Annotated in this window: 8 protein-coding genes and 3 pseudogenes; 6 read left to right on the plus strand and 5 right to left on the minus strand. The window is 60.0% G+C overall.

The annotated features are described in order from the left end of the window. Positions 1 to 257 (plus strand): aldehyde dehydrogenase family protein (locus NKJ37_RS31165; RefSeq protein WP_352443271.1); only part of this gene is annotated, 257 nt, incomplete at its 5' end. Between the two features lie 77 nt (positions 258 to 334). On the opposite strand, the gene NKJ37_RS31170 is transcribed toward NKJ37_RS31165, so the two are convergent. Both NKJ37_RS31170 and NKJ37_RS31175 read right to left on the minus strand, forming a co-directional pair. Further along, a complete protein-coding gene (locus tag NKJ37_RS31170) occupies positions 335 to 754 on the minus strand; it encodes a Fic family protein (RefSeq protein WP_023737287.1) in 420 nt (139 codons plus the stop codon). A gap of 23 nt (positions 755 to 777) precedes the next feature. Then, positions 778 to 993 (minus strand): Fic family protein, encoded by a 216-nt coding sequence (locus NKJ37_RS31175; protein WP_352776360.1) that lies wholly within the window; start codon positions 991 to 993, stop codon positions 778 to 780. A 25-nt stretch (positions 994 to 1,018) separates the two neighbouring features. On the opposite strand from NKJ37_RS31175, the gene NKJ37_RS31180 reads away from it, so the two are divergent. The 3 genes and pseudogenes from NKJ37_RS31180 to NKJ37_RS31190 all read left to right on the plus strand — a co-directional run. Then, positions 1,019 to 1,345, plus strand: a complete 327-nt coding sequence (locus NKJ37_RS31180; RefSeq protein ID WP_352776361.1) for a hypothetical protein — start codon at positions 1,019 to 1,021, stop codon at positions 1,343 to 1,345. A 102-nt stretch (positions 1,346 to 1,447) separates the two neighbouring features. Further along, a complete protein-coding gene (locus tag NKJ37_RS31185) occupies positions 1,448 to 1,606 on the plus strand; it encodes a hypothetical protein (protein WP_023679701.1) in 159 nt (52 codons plus the stop codon). Positions 1,607 to 2,515: 909 nt separating this feature from the next. Beyond that, a pseudogene (locus NKJ37_RS31190) lies at positions 2,516 to 3,184 on the plus strand (oxygen-independent coproporphyrinogen III oxidase); the annotation flags it as partial. Between the two features lie 815 nt (positions 3,185 to 3,999). On the opposite strand, the gene NKJ37_RS31195 reads toward NKJ37_RS31190, so the two are convergent. The 3 genes and pseudogenes from NKJ37_RS31195 to NKJ37_RS31205 all read right to left on the minus strand — a co-directional run. Further along, the gene (locus NKJ37_RS31195) at positions 4,000 to 6,534 is read right to left on the minus strand and encodes a two-component system VirA-like sensor kinase (protein ID WP_352776362.1); all 2,535 of its coding nucleotides are present in this window, start codon (positions 6,532 to 6,534) and stop codon (positions 4,000 to 4,002) included. A gap of 641 nt (positions 6,535 to 7,175) precedes the next feature. Then, positions 7,176 to 7,552 (minus strand): annotated as a pseudogene (locus NKJ37_RS31200) (type IV secretory system conjugative DNA transfer family protein); the annotation flags it as partial. A 267-nt stretch (positions 7,553 to 7,819) separates the two neighbouring features. Next, positions 7,820 to 8,178 (minus strand): annotated as a pseudogene (locus tag NKJ37_RS31205) (DDE-type integrase/transposase/recombinase); the annotation flags it as partial. 908 nt (positions 8,179 to 9,086) lie between these two features. Here NKJ37_RS31205 and NKJ37_RS31210 point away from each other — a divergent pair. Both NKJ37_RS31210 and NKJ37_RS31215 read left to right on the plus strand, forming a co-directional pair. Further along, positions 9,087 to 9,221: an aldehyde dehydrogenase family protein gene (locus NKJ37_RS31210; RefSeq protein ID WP_023671820.1), complete on the plus strand. Its 135-nt coding sequence runs from the start codon at positions 9,087 to 9,089 to the stop codon at positions 9,219 to 9,221. A 283-nt stretch (positions 9,222 to 9,504) separates the two neighbouring features. Further along, positions 9,505 to 18,363 carry a Ulp1 family isopeptidase gene (locus NKJ37_RS31215; protein ID WP_352776364.1) on the plus strand — a complete coding sequence of 2,953 codons (8,859 nt, stop codon included), beginning with the start codon at positions 9,505 to 9,507 and terminating at the stop codon, positions 18,361 to 18,363. Positions 18,364 to 18,557: the final 194 nt, after the last annotated feature.

Raw genomic sequence — 18,557 nt, forward strand, 5'->3', positions numbered from 1 at the left:
GCCTCGCCTGCTATTTCTACACCGGCGATCTCGGCCGCGCCTTCCGCGTCATGGAAGGGCTGAAATACGGCATGGTCGGCGTCAACGAAGGCCTCATCACCACGCCGGAGGCGCCGTTCGGCGGCGTCAAGGAATCCGGCCTTGGCAAGGAAGGCGGACATCAGGGCATCGAGGATTACCTCGACACCAAATATGTCTGCATCGGCGGCCTCGGCTCTAGTGCGCCGGCTTTTCCCGTGTCTCAGAACGCGGAATGACGAACCCGCGGGTGATCCGGTGAAAATCTTTCCGGTTCCGAGGAGAAGTGACCTAAGATCGTGAGCGCCCTATGCTCTTACGTTTCCGGAAAAAGCTTCGGAAACAGCGCGTCCAGAGCGTCCGCCGGAAAGCGTAGGGACACTGGGCCCTTTGGCGTTTCCGACGCCAATAGTCCGAGCGCGATTACGTCATTGAACACTCGACGCGCCGTACGTTCGGGTAGTCCGCTAATACGGGATGCCTCGCCGCGGTCAAACTCACCGCGCGTGAGCGCTTCCTCCACGAGGCGGCCGGCTTCGGGCTTCAGACCACTGCGCTCCACATGCCGATACAGCCGCTTGGCCAACGTGTCGAGATCGAACAGTCCGGTCATGAAGCTCACCTGATCGATACACGCCTGCAGGAACCATAAGGTAAAATCGCCGAGTGCGCGTTCGGAGAGGTTGCCACGTCCGTCGAGATCACCCTGGCGGGGCATATCGGCATGATCCATCATGCTCTTGTAATCCGTTCGGCTTTTCACGCCACGTGCCAAGCCTCGTGAGATCGACCACAGCCCGTGCGCGGCGACCCCGGCCTGAGGGCCATGGCGTGGCTCATCAATCGGCTGACGCGTCCGTTGCCGTCCGGAAACGGATGAATGTAGTTGAAGCGGTGATGCGCGGCAGGAATGGTCAGGATGCGTCCGGCCTTGCCCAGCTTATCGAAGCGATAACGCATGGCAAAGTATTGCATTGACGCGATCGCTCGAAGGCGGTTCATGCCGGCCGATGGCGACGTCATGCTCTGGCTTCGATCGCCACTCACCTGGCGCCATGACGAACTCACGGCCGGCACCCTTGATGGTCAGCATGGGCGCTTCGGCATCGCGATAGAATTCCGCGTGCAGCCATCGAACAAAACCTACCGATGCCGGTTCCGGCAACTGCCCATCGGCAGCCAGGCGGTCGATCTCGGCTTGCACGCGAACGTGCGCGGCCGCCTCGAGCTGCAGATTGCGGCGGTTCTCGTCTCGATCGAAATTCCGACCAGCGCCCGTTCGATGTCGCGCGGGCGCGTATCGTGGCCTTCGATCAGGTTGCTGTAGTAGGTGTTCATGATGCGCACGAGATGGGCGAGGTTGGCTGCGGTACGCGAGTGCAGGCTTTTGCCCAAAACAGCCGACGTCGCCAGGCTTGGACACAAATCGATGCTGCCGATGATGATCATGGCCGATGTTCGGCAGGCCTATCGTACTGACAACTATGCACAAACCGTAATTGGGGGAGCCATCTGGCCGATGCTTTGGCCGATCTATGACGATCGGCCGGACTCAGACAGGTTCGAGGTGGAAAACAGGCAGCTTTAAACATGGTTCTGCCTCGGCCAGCGCAAGATTCGCCTGGAGCTTCGCTTATGCTGTGTGAGCTTGTTCTCTCGCGCCCGAATTCCCCATGGATGGCCCAAAAGCAGGCGATCCATTTGTCATTTTTAAGTGCGTCGGACTGCCAGTTGATCGCGTTCTGACCCGACTGGGAGTTCAAGTTTGACCTGAAACTGACCGGGTGCTGGATGGCAGGCTTCATCCCCACCGGTCTGATATGAAAAAACGTCCGGCCCCGAAGGCTAGGCTGCAATCTCGTATGGCTTCTATGCGCCGTTCTCTTGGAGCGTGTTGCGGGCTTGGTCTGCCCAACCTCGGAGCTCAACGCTTCACGGCGTTAGGATGAGCGTTCGAAGCGCAGGATTACTGCCGACACTGCTCTTCTTGTTCGCATTGGGCAGTTCCCGTTGGAAGCTTCCATCTTGCCGACTGCTGAGTTTGGAGTCGCCGTAGCTGTGAAATCGAAAAGAAGCCCATAGGCAACGTTTGCCGCGACGCTACTGAGAGCTGGTCACCGGGAGAGCCGAAGGTAGAACGAAGTTGTCTCGTTGAGCTTGTATGTGGCGCCAGCATAGAAGGCCCAGTTCCCACCCCAAGGCTTATACAAACGCCCACCGTTAGCGCCGATCGCGTTCATGGCCTCGTCCTTTTGGCAGAGATCACCACGGTCGCTAGCTGGCGAGCAAAGTCCGTCCCAGCGCTGCATTATCTCGTCGGATCCGGCAAGCTGGCAGAATTTCCCAGGCGGAGCTGACGGGGAGGGATGGTGGGAACAAAACGGTGCGCGTGAGGTCTCGGCGGGAACAGCCAAGACATCTAAGCGGAACGGACTGGCATAACGCAAAGACACAGGCGAGCTCAGCGGCAAGGTGGTTTGTTATCACCATGGGACGCCTGCCGCGTCAAACGGTGGTGTCGTGGGTCGAGACGGCGAGGGCAGCGGTCGCCATGCGCCCCGACCGGCTTGCCAGCGCTGCCCGCGCTGAACAGCATGCGGCTGTCGCCGTGACGCTGGTTGCCGCCGGCTACCGGGAGATCGGGCTCGACCTTTTCGCCTTGCCGCACGACGAGCTCGCGCTGGCACAGGAAACCGGTCGCCTGCGACGTAACTCGTTGGGCTACTCTGCCGATACCTGCAGAACCCTGATCGGTTTCGGCGCGTCGGCTATCGGCCGCACCGGCCAGGGATACGTTCAAAACGAAGTTACACGGGATTCCTACATCCAGCACATCGCAGCTGGCCGACTGGCTACATCGAAGGGCCATCGCCTCACAGACGACGACCGCGTGCGAGCCGCAATTATCGAGCGATTAATGTGCGATTTCGAGGCTGACGTGCCGGCAATCTGTGTCGCCCACGGATCTGATCCGATCCGTCTTCGCGGTTCACAGGAGCGTTTGGCGATGCTGGCCAAGGACGGAATAGTGGACTTCGAAAACGGTTTTGTCCGCGTACGGCGGGAGCATCGCTTTGGGATTCGCGCTGTCGCTGCCGCATTCGATGCTTTTAGGGATGGCCTTACGTATCCCGCAGGTGAGGGCAAGCAGACACACGGAAGCTAACACAGGGGGTATCTTTTGCCGGAGAGAACGAGCTGCCATCGTGCGGTGCCCGGTTAGTAGTGAAGCGCCGTAAAATGTCGACATAGGCGTTGGTGAACTGGACCGAACGACGAGAACAGCCTATCCAGTGTGTTGTCGGCAGTTAGTTCGAAAGTCCTGCTACACCCGATCCGATGCCTCTCAACGCCGAGGCCGCACCTCCGTGCCGAAGCCGGCCTTCCCAATGGTGGGTCGAGCCGTCGCTTACCCCGTGCTTGCCTCACAGATCCGCGACCGAGAACCCAGCCTCATGCTCCCGCCCTGCCGGGGCCTAGGTCAATCTAGCATGAAAGGAACACGTCGGAACCTTGGATATCGCTTGCCCGGCCGGGCGGCGATAGCCTTGTCGGGGCAGCGAGGAGCCGTAGCCGATGATGAACGCACAGGAGAAGTCTGGCGTGAATGGGGCGATGATTGTCAAGCTTTGCTCTCGAGTCATTTTCGTCAACCATCTTGCGTGACCGATTGGCGACCATCTCCTCGTCCCGACCTTATATTACCCGTCGCCTGTGGCCGCCAGCGCGCAGTGACTTGTCAAGGATGGAGGCCCGCAGACCTCATCGCGCGGCGACTTGTCCTTGACGGTCACGAGCACGGCGGCAGGTTTGCCTTGGTCGGGGAGCCTTCCTTGAGCGGAAGCCGACGACAGTGTTCGAGGGGAACTCGCCATGAGCCGGGTGCGCAGAGATCGTCCGACGCTCTTGTATTTGCCGGATCCCAGCCGGCTCCGCCTCCGACTGCCTCGGTAGCTCGGTATCCTGAGCGCGTCGGCGGCATCATGCCATTATCATCCTACGAATTGCATGCTCCATCGTCCTGGACGAGACCGGTTTGGCTAGCCAAAGGACGAAGGTCTGATTACCAGATGTGATCGGCATGGGGTCGCTTCCACCAACGACGATGATGGGCACCGTCATCAGGGTGGTACGTACGGCTTCGGGCTGTCCTGGCCCGAGGAAAGTCGCTTTATCGAAAATTAGGAGGTCGGCTGCCTTCCCGCTCTCGATCCAGTCGCAAAGACTCTCGAAGGTCGCGAAGCCGACCGGCTTATAACCCAGCGCGGCGATCTTATCCTTGTAGATCTCCAACGCTGCTGGATCGGGGTCAACGACTGCAATGATTTCTCCGTTGCCAAGTGATCCATCGCATGGGCCGAAAGCGCTATCAGCTCTGACCTGCTCCTCAGCGCAGGCCGGTAAGTAGAGATCGAAGCGTGTACCTCGGCCAACAGCCGAGGTGACGTCAAGGCATCCTGCGAGCGCGCTCACATGGCGGTCCACTGCAGCAAGACCCAGTCCGGTCCCGCCGACGCGAGAGCGCGTGGTAAAAAAGGGCTCAAAGATATGCGGAAGCACCGAACTTGCGATTCCTTGGCCATCGTCGCTGATGGAGAGGAGAACGTAATCTCCCGGTTTCAAGGTGCCCTTAGCCACGGGCTTCGTTTGACAGACGCGAGCGCGAGAAACGCTAATCTCGACACGGCCCTGATTCAAGAGAGCCTCCGACGCGTTCTTGCATAGATTCATAAGGATCTGCTGTATCTCGGTCGGGCTGCCCTCGATCACCGTTTGCCACTCGTTGATCTTGAAGTTCAACTGAACATCCGCACGAAGTGTAACCCGCAGCAATGGCGCGAGATCCATTACACTCTCCGAGACGTCGAAAGGCATCGTCACGCGCTTCCGATTTCGGCTTAGTGACAAAATTTGATCAATAATCAGTTTGGCTCGGTTGCTGGCCAAGATAATTTGGCCGATGTGGCCCCGAATTCTCGAGGGGCGACGCACAAGACCTTTAGCCATCTCTGCGTAGCCGACTATTGCTCCTAGAACATTATTGAATTCATGTGTAACGCCGCTTGCGATTGTGCCGACAGCCGTCAGCCTTTCCGCATGCTCCCATCGACTCTCAAAAAGGTTACGTTCCGTGTGTACACGTTGCATTTCAAGATGGTTGCCTAAACGCACAGTAGCGCTCGCCAGAACCAGGAGGTCGTCTGTGGAGGGTGGTGAGCGATCTCCTTCAAAAACAAGGATACAAACCGCAGCCTGCTGATCGGAGGCCCTGCAACCAACAATTTGACAAACACCGGTAGTGCCTACGGCAGTCCGAACCACTTCCGACGCCGGAACGACGCGAAACACTGGCTGTTCCGGGTGTACAAGTGAGACGACTTCATGGATTAGCGTGGCGTTCCAGACGCGCATGCGCTTGTTCGCGACAAAGTACTCGGTATTCCTGCTGATACTCGGATCCACCAGAGCAAGCGCGCATTGATCGGCATCGAAAACGCATTGAATGAGTCTAAGCGCTGCTTCGGTGGAGAAGCGCCGCGAAGCCTTCGTTGCTTGACTGTCGATGAAACAAGCTTCGATCTCACTCATCGCCGCTTCAAGCTCTAACCGCCTTTCCAACCGGTTCGTCCGCACATGCAGCGTGGAGGCTCGAATGGTCGCAAACAAGCAGAGGCATATGGACACCAAGCCAAAGAAAAGTCGTGTACGCTGCGCTTGCGCGCTGGCGAAGCTGTAGGCTTTCAGATGTTCTCGCTCCAATTCGGCAGCCTTGGCGAACGTGTCGAAGGATGGGATCCGATTGACAGCGCGGTCCAACCTCAACATTGAGGACAGGATAGCGCGGCCCTCGCGGGCAACATCCTCCGTGACTTGGTCCTGGCTAGGAGGAAGTCGGCGGAGAGACTGATCGATTTGTAATGCGAGGCTGAATCCCGGTCTGGCCGAAAATTGAAGGATCAGATTGGAAAATTCAGGCCTGTTCGACACTCCCCCCCGAAGGCGATTAGCCGAGCGAGCAAAGCGTACGAGAGAGCTTTGCAGAAGCTCATTTTGCGCAGCCGAGGCCGAGATTGCAGCTTCTGTGTTTTCGAGGGAATTTTTGAGCTGTGCAACCAACCTGGAGTGCACCCCGGAGCTCTCATTGGGCGAAATCTCAACAAGGCGTTGGTAGTTTTGAAGGTTCCTTTTTAATGCTTGCCCGGTAGAAGCCACGGAACGGAAGTCCAATACCATGTCGGCGCGGGCGACGTCTCGCTGGAGCAATGCGTAGTTGATCTGAATCGTCCGCAGTTCGCTTAGGACCGCCTCGTTGATCTGGGGGTCTTGCCACTGTATCGCGACCAAGAGCGCGACCGAGGCCACTAGGGCCATTACAGAAGCTTTGTCGGTACTGAGCCATTTTTCCCAAACGAACGGCGTTTGATCCGCGGTGCGTGCCTTGCGAAGATCCGATTTGAATTCTAGCTCCCCATCGCGTCGGTGTGCGGCCGGATGCTGCTGGAACAGGAAAGCCAAGTGTACCTCTCCCCTCAAATAGGCGGTGTAGACGCCGTTGCACTCTGCCCCCATGGCCCGCTGACCTTCCATTGATTCGCGGGCGTTTCGACCTCGACGGCGAGGCGGCAGCACAAGGCGGGCAACTGATCGCAGTTTTCGGAACTGGTCTTCCGAGAGATCATCGAAGGGGCATACAAGCGCACGCCTGCAGCAGCCGAGGATGATACCGGCCGGTCAAACGCAACTGGCGAGGGCCGGATCTGCTGTTGGCTGGCAGCTAACACTGGCGGGGCGGCGGCCTCGACTCCGGCGTGCCTAGAGCCGGCTGCTGCGAAAGCGTCCGACACGCTTCCCTTGGGGTCATCCCGTCCAGCGGGCATCCTTGGATCGCTGAAAAAAGACGAGGCGGCTTGATGATCCTGCCCTCGCTGAAGCACCTCGCGAAACCCTTGTTCCAGTCGCAGAAGCTCCTCTGGACCGGTAGGCGGCTCGTCAGCTCGACCATCGAACAGCGGCCGGAGCGCCTCGGACACGTGCTGCTCAAAGCCCACTCGCCGGGCCTGGACCGCTTGCCCGTCTTCCAAGCCGGCGTCCTGCACCTGCGACAAAGCTGTTACACGGGATGGATTACTATTTCGCGGGTTCATACTAGCCTCACATCAAACTGTATCGTCAAAGTCCTGCGCCAATTCACACAGCGGGTCATCGAGTTGAGATTCTGCGGAGAGCGCCTCCTCTGCTCCCGTCAAGGGCGCCGGCTCCGGGAGGGCGCCTGTCTGGCTTTCAAAGATGCGTTTCAGAATGCGATCCGAAAAATATCGCACCTTCCTCAATTTTAATGGTGGCAGACCTTGATGAGAACGATTTCGTACTCGTCATTGAGCAGCCGCACCTGTTCGGGACGCAACAGCGGTGCACCTTGATGTGAATTCTGAACGTTCCAATCGAACGTTCGCGCCTGGCTGTAGGAAATCGATTGGGCTTGAAATGTGAATCCACCGATAGCTTTGGAAATGTAGTTCGGAGTCTCGTCATCTACCTCGATGTTCCTAGAAGCGCGCCGGCAGCCCGGGCGGGGGGCTTGGGGTTAGACTGCCAGCGCACGGCACTCATAAAGAGCGGCCTCTTTTCGCGGTTCGGACACCCATAGTCAACCCGGCAACGTCTGGATGCCCGCTGTGCTTTTTGCAGAGCGGCGATGCCGGGCATATCGGCCGATCCTGTCTAGGATGGTGTGGCCACTCTCGTCGGCCGAGTTGATGCTCCAGCCAGTATCGCCTTGCCGACCAGCATGAGTTCGCCGTTAGCAATCCATCGTTGCGGGCGTTCCAGTCACGGCCTTCCATTCGGCGGTGGCTTGCAAGCGATGAACATGTATGGCGAGAGCAGAACGTTTGGGGCGGGGGACGAAGAGGTTGCGGAGGGCTGACAAGGTCGAGACGAAGCGTTGCAGGCCTCCCGGCGATCGGACCCCTGCATCATCCGCTCCCGTTTTCGCGGCGGCACATGGGATTTCTCCGCTCTGTTGTTCAATCCCTTGTGCGACCGGTGCTCGACGTCCGGCATCATCTGTCGCTTTGCCGCTCCATACGAGCGAAGCTAGTCGGTGATCATGCGCTTCGGCGCGAGCCCCTGCTTCTTCCACAGCCGCGTCAGCAAGCGCAACCTCTCGCAGGGTGCGCTCTCAGAGTTCGTTCCTGCGCAGCGGCCTTGTTATCTCGATACTGGATAAGCGTCTACGAACCTACGCGCCGCATAACGAGCTTTGTTGCGCTGGTCGGTTGCGAAGGGTGGCTCTATGCATCGCAGTGGCGGACGCGAAATCCTCACCATCCTTCTGCATCGCGCTATTTGGCTTGCCGAACACCCAATTTCGCCGGCACGCTGCCGCTGAATACGATGATCATCTCGCATTCTTGCTATGGAGACTGTCGTCCTTCCTGGGCACGCGGCTGACGGCGACGAAAGCGGGTTTATTCATGCAACACCCCTTTTTGGCAGGCAAGCTGGTGGACTTCGGGATGTCGGGGGCGAATATAGCGAAGACTCCCGCCGCTCGCTGATGCATTCTGGACGCAACCGCATCGAGCCGATGTGTTCGAGACGCTTCGCGGCTGCAGTCGCCGAACGATGGCGTGGTTATGCGACCTGTTCGGCATGGCTACCCCCGTCCAGTCAGGCGTTCACGAAGGTGTTTGTCGAGAGTTCGTGGAGAAAGTCCGCCACTTATCGTTGGCGAGGGCTTTGCTCCGGAGTGGCGATCGGTGCGCTGATCGACAGGCAGGCTCTGGCCAAAATCGAATCCCATGCCGTCGCGAAAGGCCGCAGAATTCGATGCGGGGGCAAACGCATCGCGCGAATGGCACGTCGAACTATCGGTCCTGTCTCCAGCGAGATGACCATCGCGCAAGAAAGAGACATTCGGGCGGCTGGCGGCTGTGATTGCTTCGACGATGCGGATAGGTCGTGCATGAGGCCAACGACACGATCTACGGCCTTCCCCCACATTTGTGCCTCAAACGGAAGCGTGTTTGGCGTGTCGCCGAGGCCTTGGAATATGGCATAGTGGTATGAACACGGGACGCATGTCGTCGGAAGCCGCGCCTTTCGGCCGAGTGAAGCAGTCCGGCATCGGGCGGGAGGGTTCCCGCCATTGCCTCGAGGACTACCTCGAAATGAAATACCTCTGCACGGGCGGCATCTGAAGCATGGGCTTGCAGGGCTCGCAGACCGGTAAACCAGCGAGCCATCTCCAAATATGTGAATTGTGGATTGCTCCTCGACGGGAGCTGAGGGGCGGCTCCGCAAGCCTTACGACGCTCTTTGCGAGCCGTAGCTGCCGAGCTGGCAAAAGGCCGGGCTACGTCGCGCCAGCGCAATCGGCGCGCAGAAAATTAGGCCTACCCGCTCCGGGACCGCGGACCTCGTCAGCTTCTCGTAAGTATGCCCGAGTAGGTTGCTCAGCTGATCTGTGGACGTGAGGCTAACGTGAACCGGCACAAATTTGACCTATCCAATGTAACAGGTTGGCGGCAGGTGCAGCCCCCGGCATCTCAAGAGCAAGCGGCACAGGCCGGGCAAGAGGGCTTTGAGCAGCGCTCGGGCGAGGCGCGCCAAGCCGCTGCCCAAATTCCCGCCCCCGGCGTTCCGGCTCTGCCAGACCCGTTCCATCCTCATCCGTCTCACGGAGACCTGAGCCTCATCGAAGGCGCGGCCCCATGGGAAGCGCAGCCCATGATGCAAGGGAGCGGACAAGAACACGCCGCGGCGCCGTACGCCGGAGGCAGTGGGTCGATGCTAGGTGCCTCGGTGCTGCAGCCGGGTCACTCAACGGCGCGCCATCATCATGCGCCGGATTCGTCAGTGGGTGATCTGAATCCTTCCGCACCGTTCGAGTTGCGTGACCATGCTCGTTCCCCCGTGCCGGCGGCGGTGCAGCCAGATCCTCCAATAGTGGTCTCCGACGGTCGCGGCTGCAAGCGTCCTCTTTATTCCAACGATGCGACCGTTGTCGAAGGGCTGAGGTCACTCTACGCGGGTAAGGCCAAGGAGGAAACGGTCAAGCGCCATGTAAATTCTCTTTACGGCTTTGGTCGTTGGCTCTTTAAAAATAACAAGCCGGGATTTGCTGCTCGGCTTCACGAGGAGTCGCTGGATGAAGATCTCAAGGAGTACGAGAGCAGTGGTGGCTCCTCGACTGTGGCTGTGGCACTGCGTCGTCTCAGAGAGTCGGCGGGCGGAGTGCCAATGGTGGGCCGCGCTGTCCTGAATCCCGACCCTGCCGACGCCGTGCTCATCAAAGAGTACAAAGCGGCTCTCATCAAAGAGTACAAGGGAGCGCCTGCGACCGGGCCGAATCGCCAAACCATTCACGACTATGGAGCTACTCTTAGACGTTTCAGTGAATACCTGGTTGAAAACAACAAGCCGGGGATTGCGGCTCGGCTTTACGAGGAGTCGCTGGATGAAGATGCCAAGCGCTATAAGGCCTCCAGTGGTGACCGGAGGATCATTGCACTAGCTCAACTCCGGAAGTTCCTGCCGTCCGCCGCACTCGGGCGCGAAATTGCCCTTGCTGCTCGTCCGGAAGACGCACTCGGCATGGAGGCTCGTGCCATTGGGGACGCCGCTGCGCAGCACAGCGGGCCGCAGAAGGCATTGGGTCGGCCAGAGAAGCTCCCTGGGGAAGCTAATGAAGACGCCGCTGTTCTGCCATCGTCTTTCGTACCAACTGGGCACCATCACCAAGCCTCGGATCCCGCAGAGTCCTTTCGTCCCCTGATCTGGCGCGACGGCGACCAGCGTGCGCCGGACGAGCGGATCGCTGCACAGGACAGGAGCAACCTGCTACCAAGCGAGGAGGTGCCACTGAGGCCACCGGAATTCGCTCCTCCCAGCTTGCGGGCGGGGAATTCCGCCTCGCCAGAGCTCTTTCCTGAGGGGATGTCCCCCGCGGTCGAAGGGTTTTTTGGTGTTTTCGGCGACCCCAGCGGGCGGGTGCTCGGCGCATTGCAATTGCTAGGCGACGAACATATCCACAGGGATTACCAGCTCCTGGAGCAGGAGTTGCAGGGGAACAATCCAGAACTCGCCGCCCGGACGCGGTTCGTGGATCCCCTCGTAGCCAATTATCATCTGCGCTTGGGCTCCGAGAGCGACAAGCTAAGCGCATTCCAGCGCATCGTCCATAATCAGAACGGTAACGACACAGCCGACTTCCTGTTCGTGCCAGTGAGCGATGGCGGTAAGACTCTTGCGGAGCGCGGCAAACATTGGTCGCTGCTGTTCGTTGATCGCAGCGACCGGGAACGGCCGGTTGCCTATCATTATGACTCCGTCAGCGGATGGCATGACAAGCTTGCAAAACACCTCGCAGAAAGGCTGGGCGCCAGCCTGGAGACCCGCGTGGACTTACCCCGCATCGCCCAGCAGAGCAACGAGTGGGATTGCGGAGTCTACGTGGTGGACGGCACGCGGGCGCTGGTTGGGCGATTGCAAAGATGGCAGCCAGACCTGCCAGACCTGAACCTCAACAACCTCGTCGTCAATCGGCAGGCACTACAAACCCGACTCATGGGTGACGATACATCTGGAACGGCAAATTATCTCACGAACTTTGAACTCATGGACCGACAGGCGCGAGACGCGGTTAAGGAAAGCCCCGTTGGGACGTTTCACCAGCGGATCAAGCGGCTCGGCCAGTCAGCGCGAGCGTTGCACGACAGAGCCCTGGCTCCAGTCGCGCCGGACCAAGGCAACCCAGACTCGGTGTTCGTACGGGACGTTGTTCCCGGGGAAACACGCCATCATCATGCGCCGGATTCGTCAGTGGTTGATCTGAATCCCCCCGCACCGTTCGAGTTGCGTGACCATGCTCGTTCTATGCCGGCGGCGGTGCAGCCAGATCCTCCAGTAGTGGTCTCCGGTCGCGACAAGCGTCCTCTTTATTCCAACGATGCGACCGTTGTCGAAGGGCTGCGGTCAGCACTCTATGCCGGTAAGGTCGGGGAGCGCACGGTCACGGACCATGTAAATTCTCTTCTCGGCTTTGGTCGTTGGCTCTTTGATAATAACAAGCCGGGATTTGCTGCTCGGCTTGACGATCCGTTGCTGGATCAGGATCTCAAGGAGTACCAGCGCGAGAGTGGCTCCTCGAACGTGGCTAGAGCACTGGGTCGTCTCAAAGAGTCGGCGGGCGGAGCGCCAATGGTGGGCCGCGCTGCCCTGAATCCCGACCCTGCCGACGCCGTGCTCATCAAAGAGTACAAAGCGGCTCTCATCAAAGAGTACAAGGGAGCGCCTGCGACCGGGCCGAATCCCAAAACCACTCAGGACTATGCGGCTACTCTTAGACGTTTCAGTCAATACCTGCATGAAAACAACAGGCCGGGGATTGCGGCTCGGCTTTACGAGGGGTCGCTGGATGAAGATGCCAGGCGTTATTTGGACTCCAGTGGTAACCGGTGGATCAGTGCACTAGCTCATCTCCGGAAGTTCCCGCCGTACGCCGCACTCGGGCGCGAAATTGCCCTTGCTGCTCGTCCGGAAGACGCAGTCGGCATGGAGGCTCGTGCCATTGGGGACGCCGCTGCGCAGCACAGCGGGCCGCAGAAGGCATTGGGTCGGCCAGAGAAGCTCCCTGGGAAAGCTAAGCAGCTGAGCGAGATCGGCAATTCAGGCGCTCGCGTGCTGATGCAGGCCCCCACCCATCAAGTGGGTGCATTGGCATGGGAGGCGCAGCCCATGATGCTGGGGGACGAGCACCTGGCACCGCATACCGGAGGCAGTGGGTCGATGCTGGGTGCCTCGGTGCTGCAGCCGGGTCACTCAAGGGCGCGCCATCATGATGCGCCGGATTCGTCAGCGGTTGATCTGAATCCCCTCGCACCGTTCGAGTTGCGTGACCATGCTCGTTCTGTGCCGGCGGCGCCTGCCGGGCCAGCGTTCGCCAGGGCTGAGGAGACGTCCTCCGCGGTTGGCGAGGCCGCGGAGGCCGCAAGGTGGGCTCGGTTGCAAAAGCAAATGGACGAACCAGTGCATGATCCCGGCCCTCAAGTGGATACATCGCCATGGGAGGCGCAACTCATGGTGCAAGGGAGCGGACAAGAACACGCCGCGGCGCCCTACGCCGGAGGCAGTGGGTCGATGCTGGGTGCCTCGGTGCTGCAGCCGGATCACTCAACGGCGCGCCATCATCATGCGCCGGATTCGTCAGTGGTTGATCTGAATCCCCCCTCACCGTCCGAGTTGCGTGACCCTGCTCGTTCTGTGCCGGCGGCGCCTGCCGGGCCAGCGTTCGCCAGGGCTGGGGAGACGCCCTCCGCGGTTGGCGAGGCCGCGGTGGCCGAAAGGTGGGCTCGGTTGCAAAAGCAGAAGGTCGACGCTGATTTGTCGGGATATTTCGACTCGATTCCGCACGCGGACCTTCTACGATCGCCATGGGAGGCGCAACTCATGACGCAAGGGAGCGGACAAGAACACGCCGCGGCGCCCTACGCCGGAGGCAGTGGGTCGATGCTGGGTGCCTCGGTGCTGCAGCCGGGTCACTCAACGGCGCGCGATTCGTCAGTGGTTGATCTGAATCCCCCCGCACCGTTCGAGTTGCGTGACCATGCTCGTTCTGTGCCGGCGGCGCCTGCCGGGCCAGCGTTCGCCAGGGCTGAGGAGACGTCCTCCGCGGTTGGCGAGGCCGCGGTGGCCGAAAGGTGGGCTCGGTTGCAAAAGCAAATGGACGAACCAGTGCATGATCCCGGCCCTCAAGTGGATACATCGCCATGGGAGGCGCAACTCATGGTGCAAGGGAGCGGACAAGAACACGCCGCGGCGCCCTACGCCGGAGACAGTGGGTCGATGCTAGGTGCCTCGGTGCTGCAGCCGGGTCACTCAACGGCGCGCCATCATGATGCGCCGGATTCGTCAGTGGTTGATCTGAATCCCCCCGCACCGTCCGAGTTGCGTGACCATGCTCGTTCTGTGCCGCCGGCGGTGCAGCCAGATCCTCCAATAGGGGTCTCCGGTCGCGACAAGGGTCCTCTCTATTCCAACGATGCGACCATTGTCGAAGGGCTGAGGTCAGCATTGGAGAGCACGGTCAAGCGCCATGTAAATTCTCTTCTCGGCTTTGGTCGTTGGCTCTTTGATAATAACAGGCCGGGATTTGCTGCTCGGCTTCACGAGGAGTCGCTGGATCCGGATCTCAAGGAGTACGAGAGCAAGAGTGGCTCCTCGGACGTGGCTAGAGCAGTGGGTCATCTCAAGACGTGGGCGGGCGGAGCGCCAGTGCTGGACCGCGCCGCTGTCCTGAATAATCCCGACCCTGCCGACGCCGCGCTCATCAGAGATTACACAGCGGCTCCCATCAAAGAGTACAAGGCAGCGTCGACCGGGCCGAATCCCGCTACCATTCAGACCTATGGATCTGCTCCTAGACGTTTCAGTGAATACCTGGTTGAAAACAAAAAGCCGGGGATTGCGGATCGGCTTCACGAGGGGTCGCTGGATGAAGATGCCAAGCGCTATAACAACTCCGGTGGGATCAGTGCACTAGCTCATCTCCGGAAGTCCGAACTCGGGCGCGAGCTCCCTGGGAAAGCTAATGAAGACGACGCTGTTCTGCCATTGTCTTTCGTGCCAACTGGGCCCCATCACCAAGCCTCGGATCCCGCAGGGTCCTTTCGTCCCCTGATCTGGCGCGACGGCGACCAGCGCGCGCCGGACGAGCGGATCGCTGCACAGGACAGGAGCAACCAGCTATCAAGCGAGGAGGTCCTCATCAACCGTGAGCATGATACAGCGGAGTTGAGACCAGCGAAGAGGCAAAGGCCCCTGAACAGTCGTCTGCAGGACGTTGCCACTGAGCCGCAGCTGAGCGAGATCGGCAATTCAGGCGCTCGCGTGCTGATGCAGGCCCCCACCCATCAAGTGGGTGCATTGCCATGGGAAGCGCAGCCCATGATGCAAGGGAGCGGACAAGAACACGCCGCGGCGCCGTATGCCGGAGGCAGTGGGTCGATGCTGGGTGCCTCGGTGCTGCAGCCGGGTCACTCAACGGCGCGCCATCATCATGCGCCGGATTCGTCAGTGGTTGATCTGAATCCCCCCGCACCGTCCGAGTTGCGTGACCATGCTCGTTCTGTGCCGGCGGCGGTGCAGCCAGATCCTCCAATAGGGGTCTCCGGTCGCGACAAGGGTCCCCTCTATTCCAACGATGCGACCGTTGTCGAAGGGCTGAGGTCAGCTTACGCGGGTAAGGTCAAGGAGAGCACGGTCAAGCGCCATGTAAATTCTCTTCTCGGCTTTGGTCGTTGGCTCTTTGACAATAACAGGCCGGGATTTGCTGCTCGGCTTGACGAATCGTCGCTGGATCAGGATCGCAAGGAGTACGAGAGCAGGGGTGGCCCCTCGGAGTACGAGAGCAGGGGTGGCCCCTCGATCGTGGCTAGAGCACTGGGTCGTCTCAAGACGTTGGCGGGCGGAGCGCCAGTGGTCGACCGCCCTGTCCGGAATCCCTACCCTGCCGACGCCGCGCTCATCAGAGATTACACAGCGGCTCTCATCAAAGAGTACAAAGAAGCGCCTGCGACCGGGCCGAATCGCGGTACCATTCAGGTCTATGGATCTACTCTTATACGTTTCAGTGAATACCTGCATGAAAACAAAAAGCCGGGGATTGCGGATCGGCTTCACGAGGGGTCGCTGGATGAAGATGCCAAGCGCTATGTGAACTCCGGTGGTAACCGGAGGATCAGTGCACTAGCTCATCTCCGGAAGTTCGCACCCGGGCGCGAAATTGCCCTTGCTGCTCGTCCGGAAGACGCAGTCGGCATGGAGGCTCGTGCCATTGGGGACGCCGCTGCGCAGCGCAGCGGGACGCAGGAGGCATTGGGTCGGCCAGAGAGGCCCCCTGGGAAAGCTAAAGACGGGCGGGTGCTCCGCGCATTGGAATGGCTAGGCGACGAACATATCCAGAGGGATTACCAGCTCCTGGAGCAGGAGTTGCAGGGGAACAATCCAGATCTCGCCGCCCGGACGCGGTTCGTGGATCCCCTCGTAGCCAATTATCATCTGCGCTTGGGCTCCGAGAGCGACAAGCTAAGCGCATTCCAGCGCATCGTCCATAATCAGAACGGTAACGACACAGCCGACTTCCTGTTCGTGCCAGTGAGCGATGGCGGTAAGACTCTTGCGGAGCGCGGCACCCATTGGTCGCTGCTGTTCGTTGATCGCAGCGACCGGGAGCGGCCGGTTGCCTATCATTATGACTCCTACAACGGATGCAATGACACGCTTGCAAAAGAGCTCGCAGAAAATCTGGGCGCCAGCCTGGAGACCCGCGTGGGCGTATCCCGCATCGCCCAGCAGAGCAACGTGGTGGATTGCGGAGTCTACGTGGTGGACGGCACGCGGGCGCTGGTTGGGCGATTGCAATCGCAGCCAGATAACCTGAACCTCAACAACCTCGTCGTCAATCGGCAGGCACTACAAACCCGCCTCAGGGGTGACAATACATTCGGAACGGCAAATAATCTCACGAACTTTGAACTCATGGACCGACAGGCCCGAGACGCGGTTAAGGAAAGCCCCGTTGGGACGTTTCACCAGCAGATCAAGCGGCTCGGCCAGTCAGCGCCAGACGTTGCTCCCGGGGACCCATTTAAATCTCAAAGTCTTGAGAGCAAGGGGGACGCCGCTGCGCAGCACATCGGGCCGCAGAAGGAATACAGTTGGCCAGAGTATCTCCCCCCTGGGAGAGCTAATGAAGACGACGCTGTTCTGGCATCGTCTTTCGTGCCAACTGGGCCCCATCACCAAGCCTCGGATCCCGCAGGGTCCTTTCGTCCCCTGAACTGGCGCGACGGCGACCAGCGCGCGCCGGACGAGCGGATCGCTGCACAGGACAGGAGCAACCAGCTACCAAGCGAGGAGGTCCTCATCAACCGTGAGCATGATACAGCGGAGTTGAGACCAGCGAAGAGGCAAAGGACCCCGAACAGTCGTCTGCAGGACGTTGCCACTGAGCCGCAGCTGAGCGAGATCGGCAATTCAGGCGCTCGCGTGCTGATGCAGGCCCCCACCCATCAAGTGGGTGCATTGCCATGGGAGGCGCAGCCCATGATGCAAGGGAGCGGACAAGAACACGCCGCGGCGCCGTACGCCGGAGGCAGTGGGTCGATGCTGGGTGCCTCGGTGCTGCAGCCGGGTCACTCAACGGCGCGCCATCATGATGCGCCGGATTCGTCAGTGGTTGATCTGAATCCCCCCGCACCGTCCGAGTTGCGTGACCATGCTCGTTCTGTGCCGGCGGCGGTGCAGCCAGATCGCCCAAAAGTGGTCTCCGGTCCCGACAAGGGTCCTCTTTATTCCAACGATGCGACCCTTGTCGAAGGGCTGAGGTCAGCACTCTATGCCGGTAAGGTCGGGGAGATCACGGTCAAGCGCCATGTAGATATTCTTTTCGGCTTTGGTCATTGGCTCGTTGAAAATAACAAGCCGGGGATTGCGGATCGGCTTCACGATTCGTCGCTGGATCGGGATCGCAAGGAGTACGAGATCTGGGGTGGCGGCCCCTCGGCCGTGGCTGGGTCACTGGGTCGTCTCAAGACGTGGGCGGGCGGAGCGCCAGTGGTGGGCCGCCCTGCCCTGAATCCCCACCCTGCCGACGCCGTGCTCATCAGAGAGTACACAGCGGCTCTCATCAAAGCGTACGAGGCAGCGCCGACCGGGCCGAAACCCCGTACCGTTGAGGTCTATGGGTCTGCTCTTAGACGTTTCAGTCAATGCCTGGTTGAAAACAAAAAGCCGGGGATTGCGGATCGGCTTCACGAGCGGTCGCTGGATGAAGATGCCAAGCGCTATATGAAAACCGCTGAAATCAGTGCACTAACTCATGTCCGGAAGTTCGCACTCGGGCGCGAAATTGCCCTTGCTGCTCGTCCGGAAGACGCAGTCGGCATGGAGGCTCGTGCCATTGGGGACGCCGCTGCGCAGACCGCGGCACAAGCTCATGGCCACGCAGGAGAGCAGGGACCCATCTCTCGAGCTCAACAAGTCGCGCCAGCGCCGTTTGAACGGCACTTGGGCAAGAAGCGCGAGGCCCAGGACGGACTGACGAGTACACTTGACAGGAGCAACCTCGTGAACAGCGGGGGCGTCATCATAAACAATGAACATTACACAGCGCTGTTGAGACCGGCGAAGAGGCAGAGGACTGATAATCCGCAAAGCCGCGCCATGGGGCGGCAACTGAGCGAAGCAACCACGACGTCCATCAGCCAAGCCTCCGATCAAGCCCGAGCGGACCTAGTGGCTTCCTTCAGAAGCAGGGAGCGCTCCGACGCGGGGCGTTGAGCTCCATGGCTGGGGTCAAGCAGAACAGCTCTCTTGACGACAGAGGCGCTGATGCGATCTCCGGACCGGTAGCTCTCGCCGTAATTGATCAGGCTGGTACTGTTGGAACGCTTGATCAGCCTCGTCACCCCAATCTCCAGCATAGCTCACTGTCACGCGGCCAACGTGCCTCCGTAGCTAACATCTACGTCAGC

The sequence above is a fragment of the Mesorhizobium sp. M0140 genome (assembly GCF_040322475.1).
Lineage (GTDB): Bacteria > Pseudomonadota > Alphaproteobacteria > Rhizobiales > Rhizobiaceae > Mesorhizobium.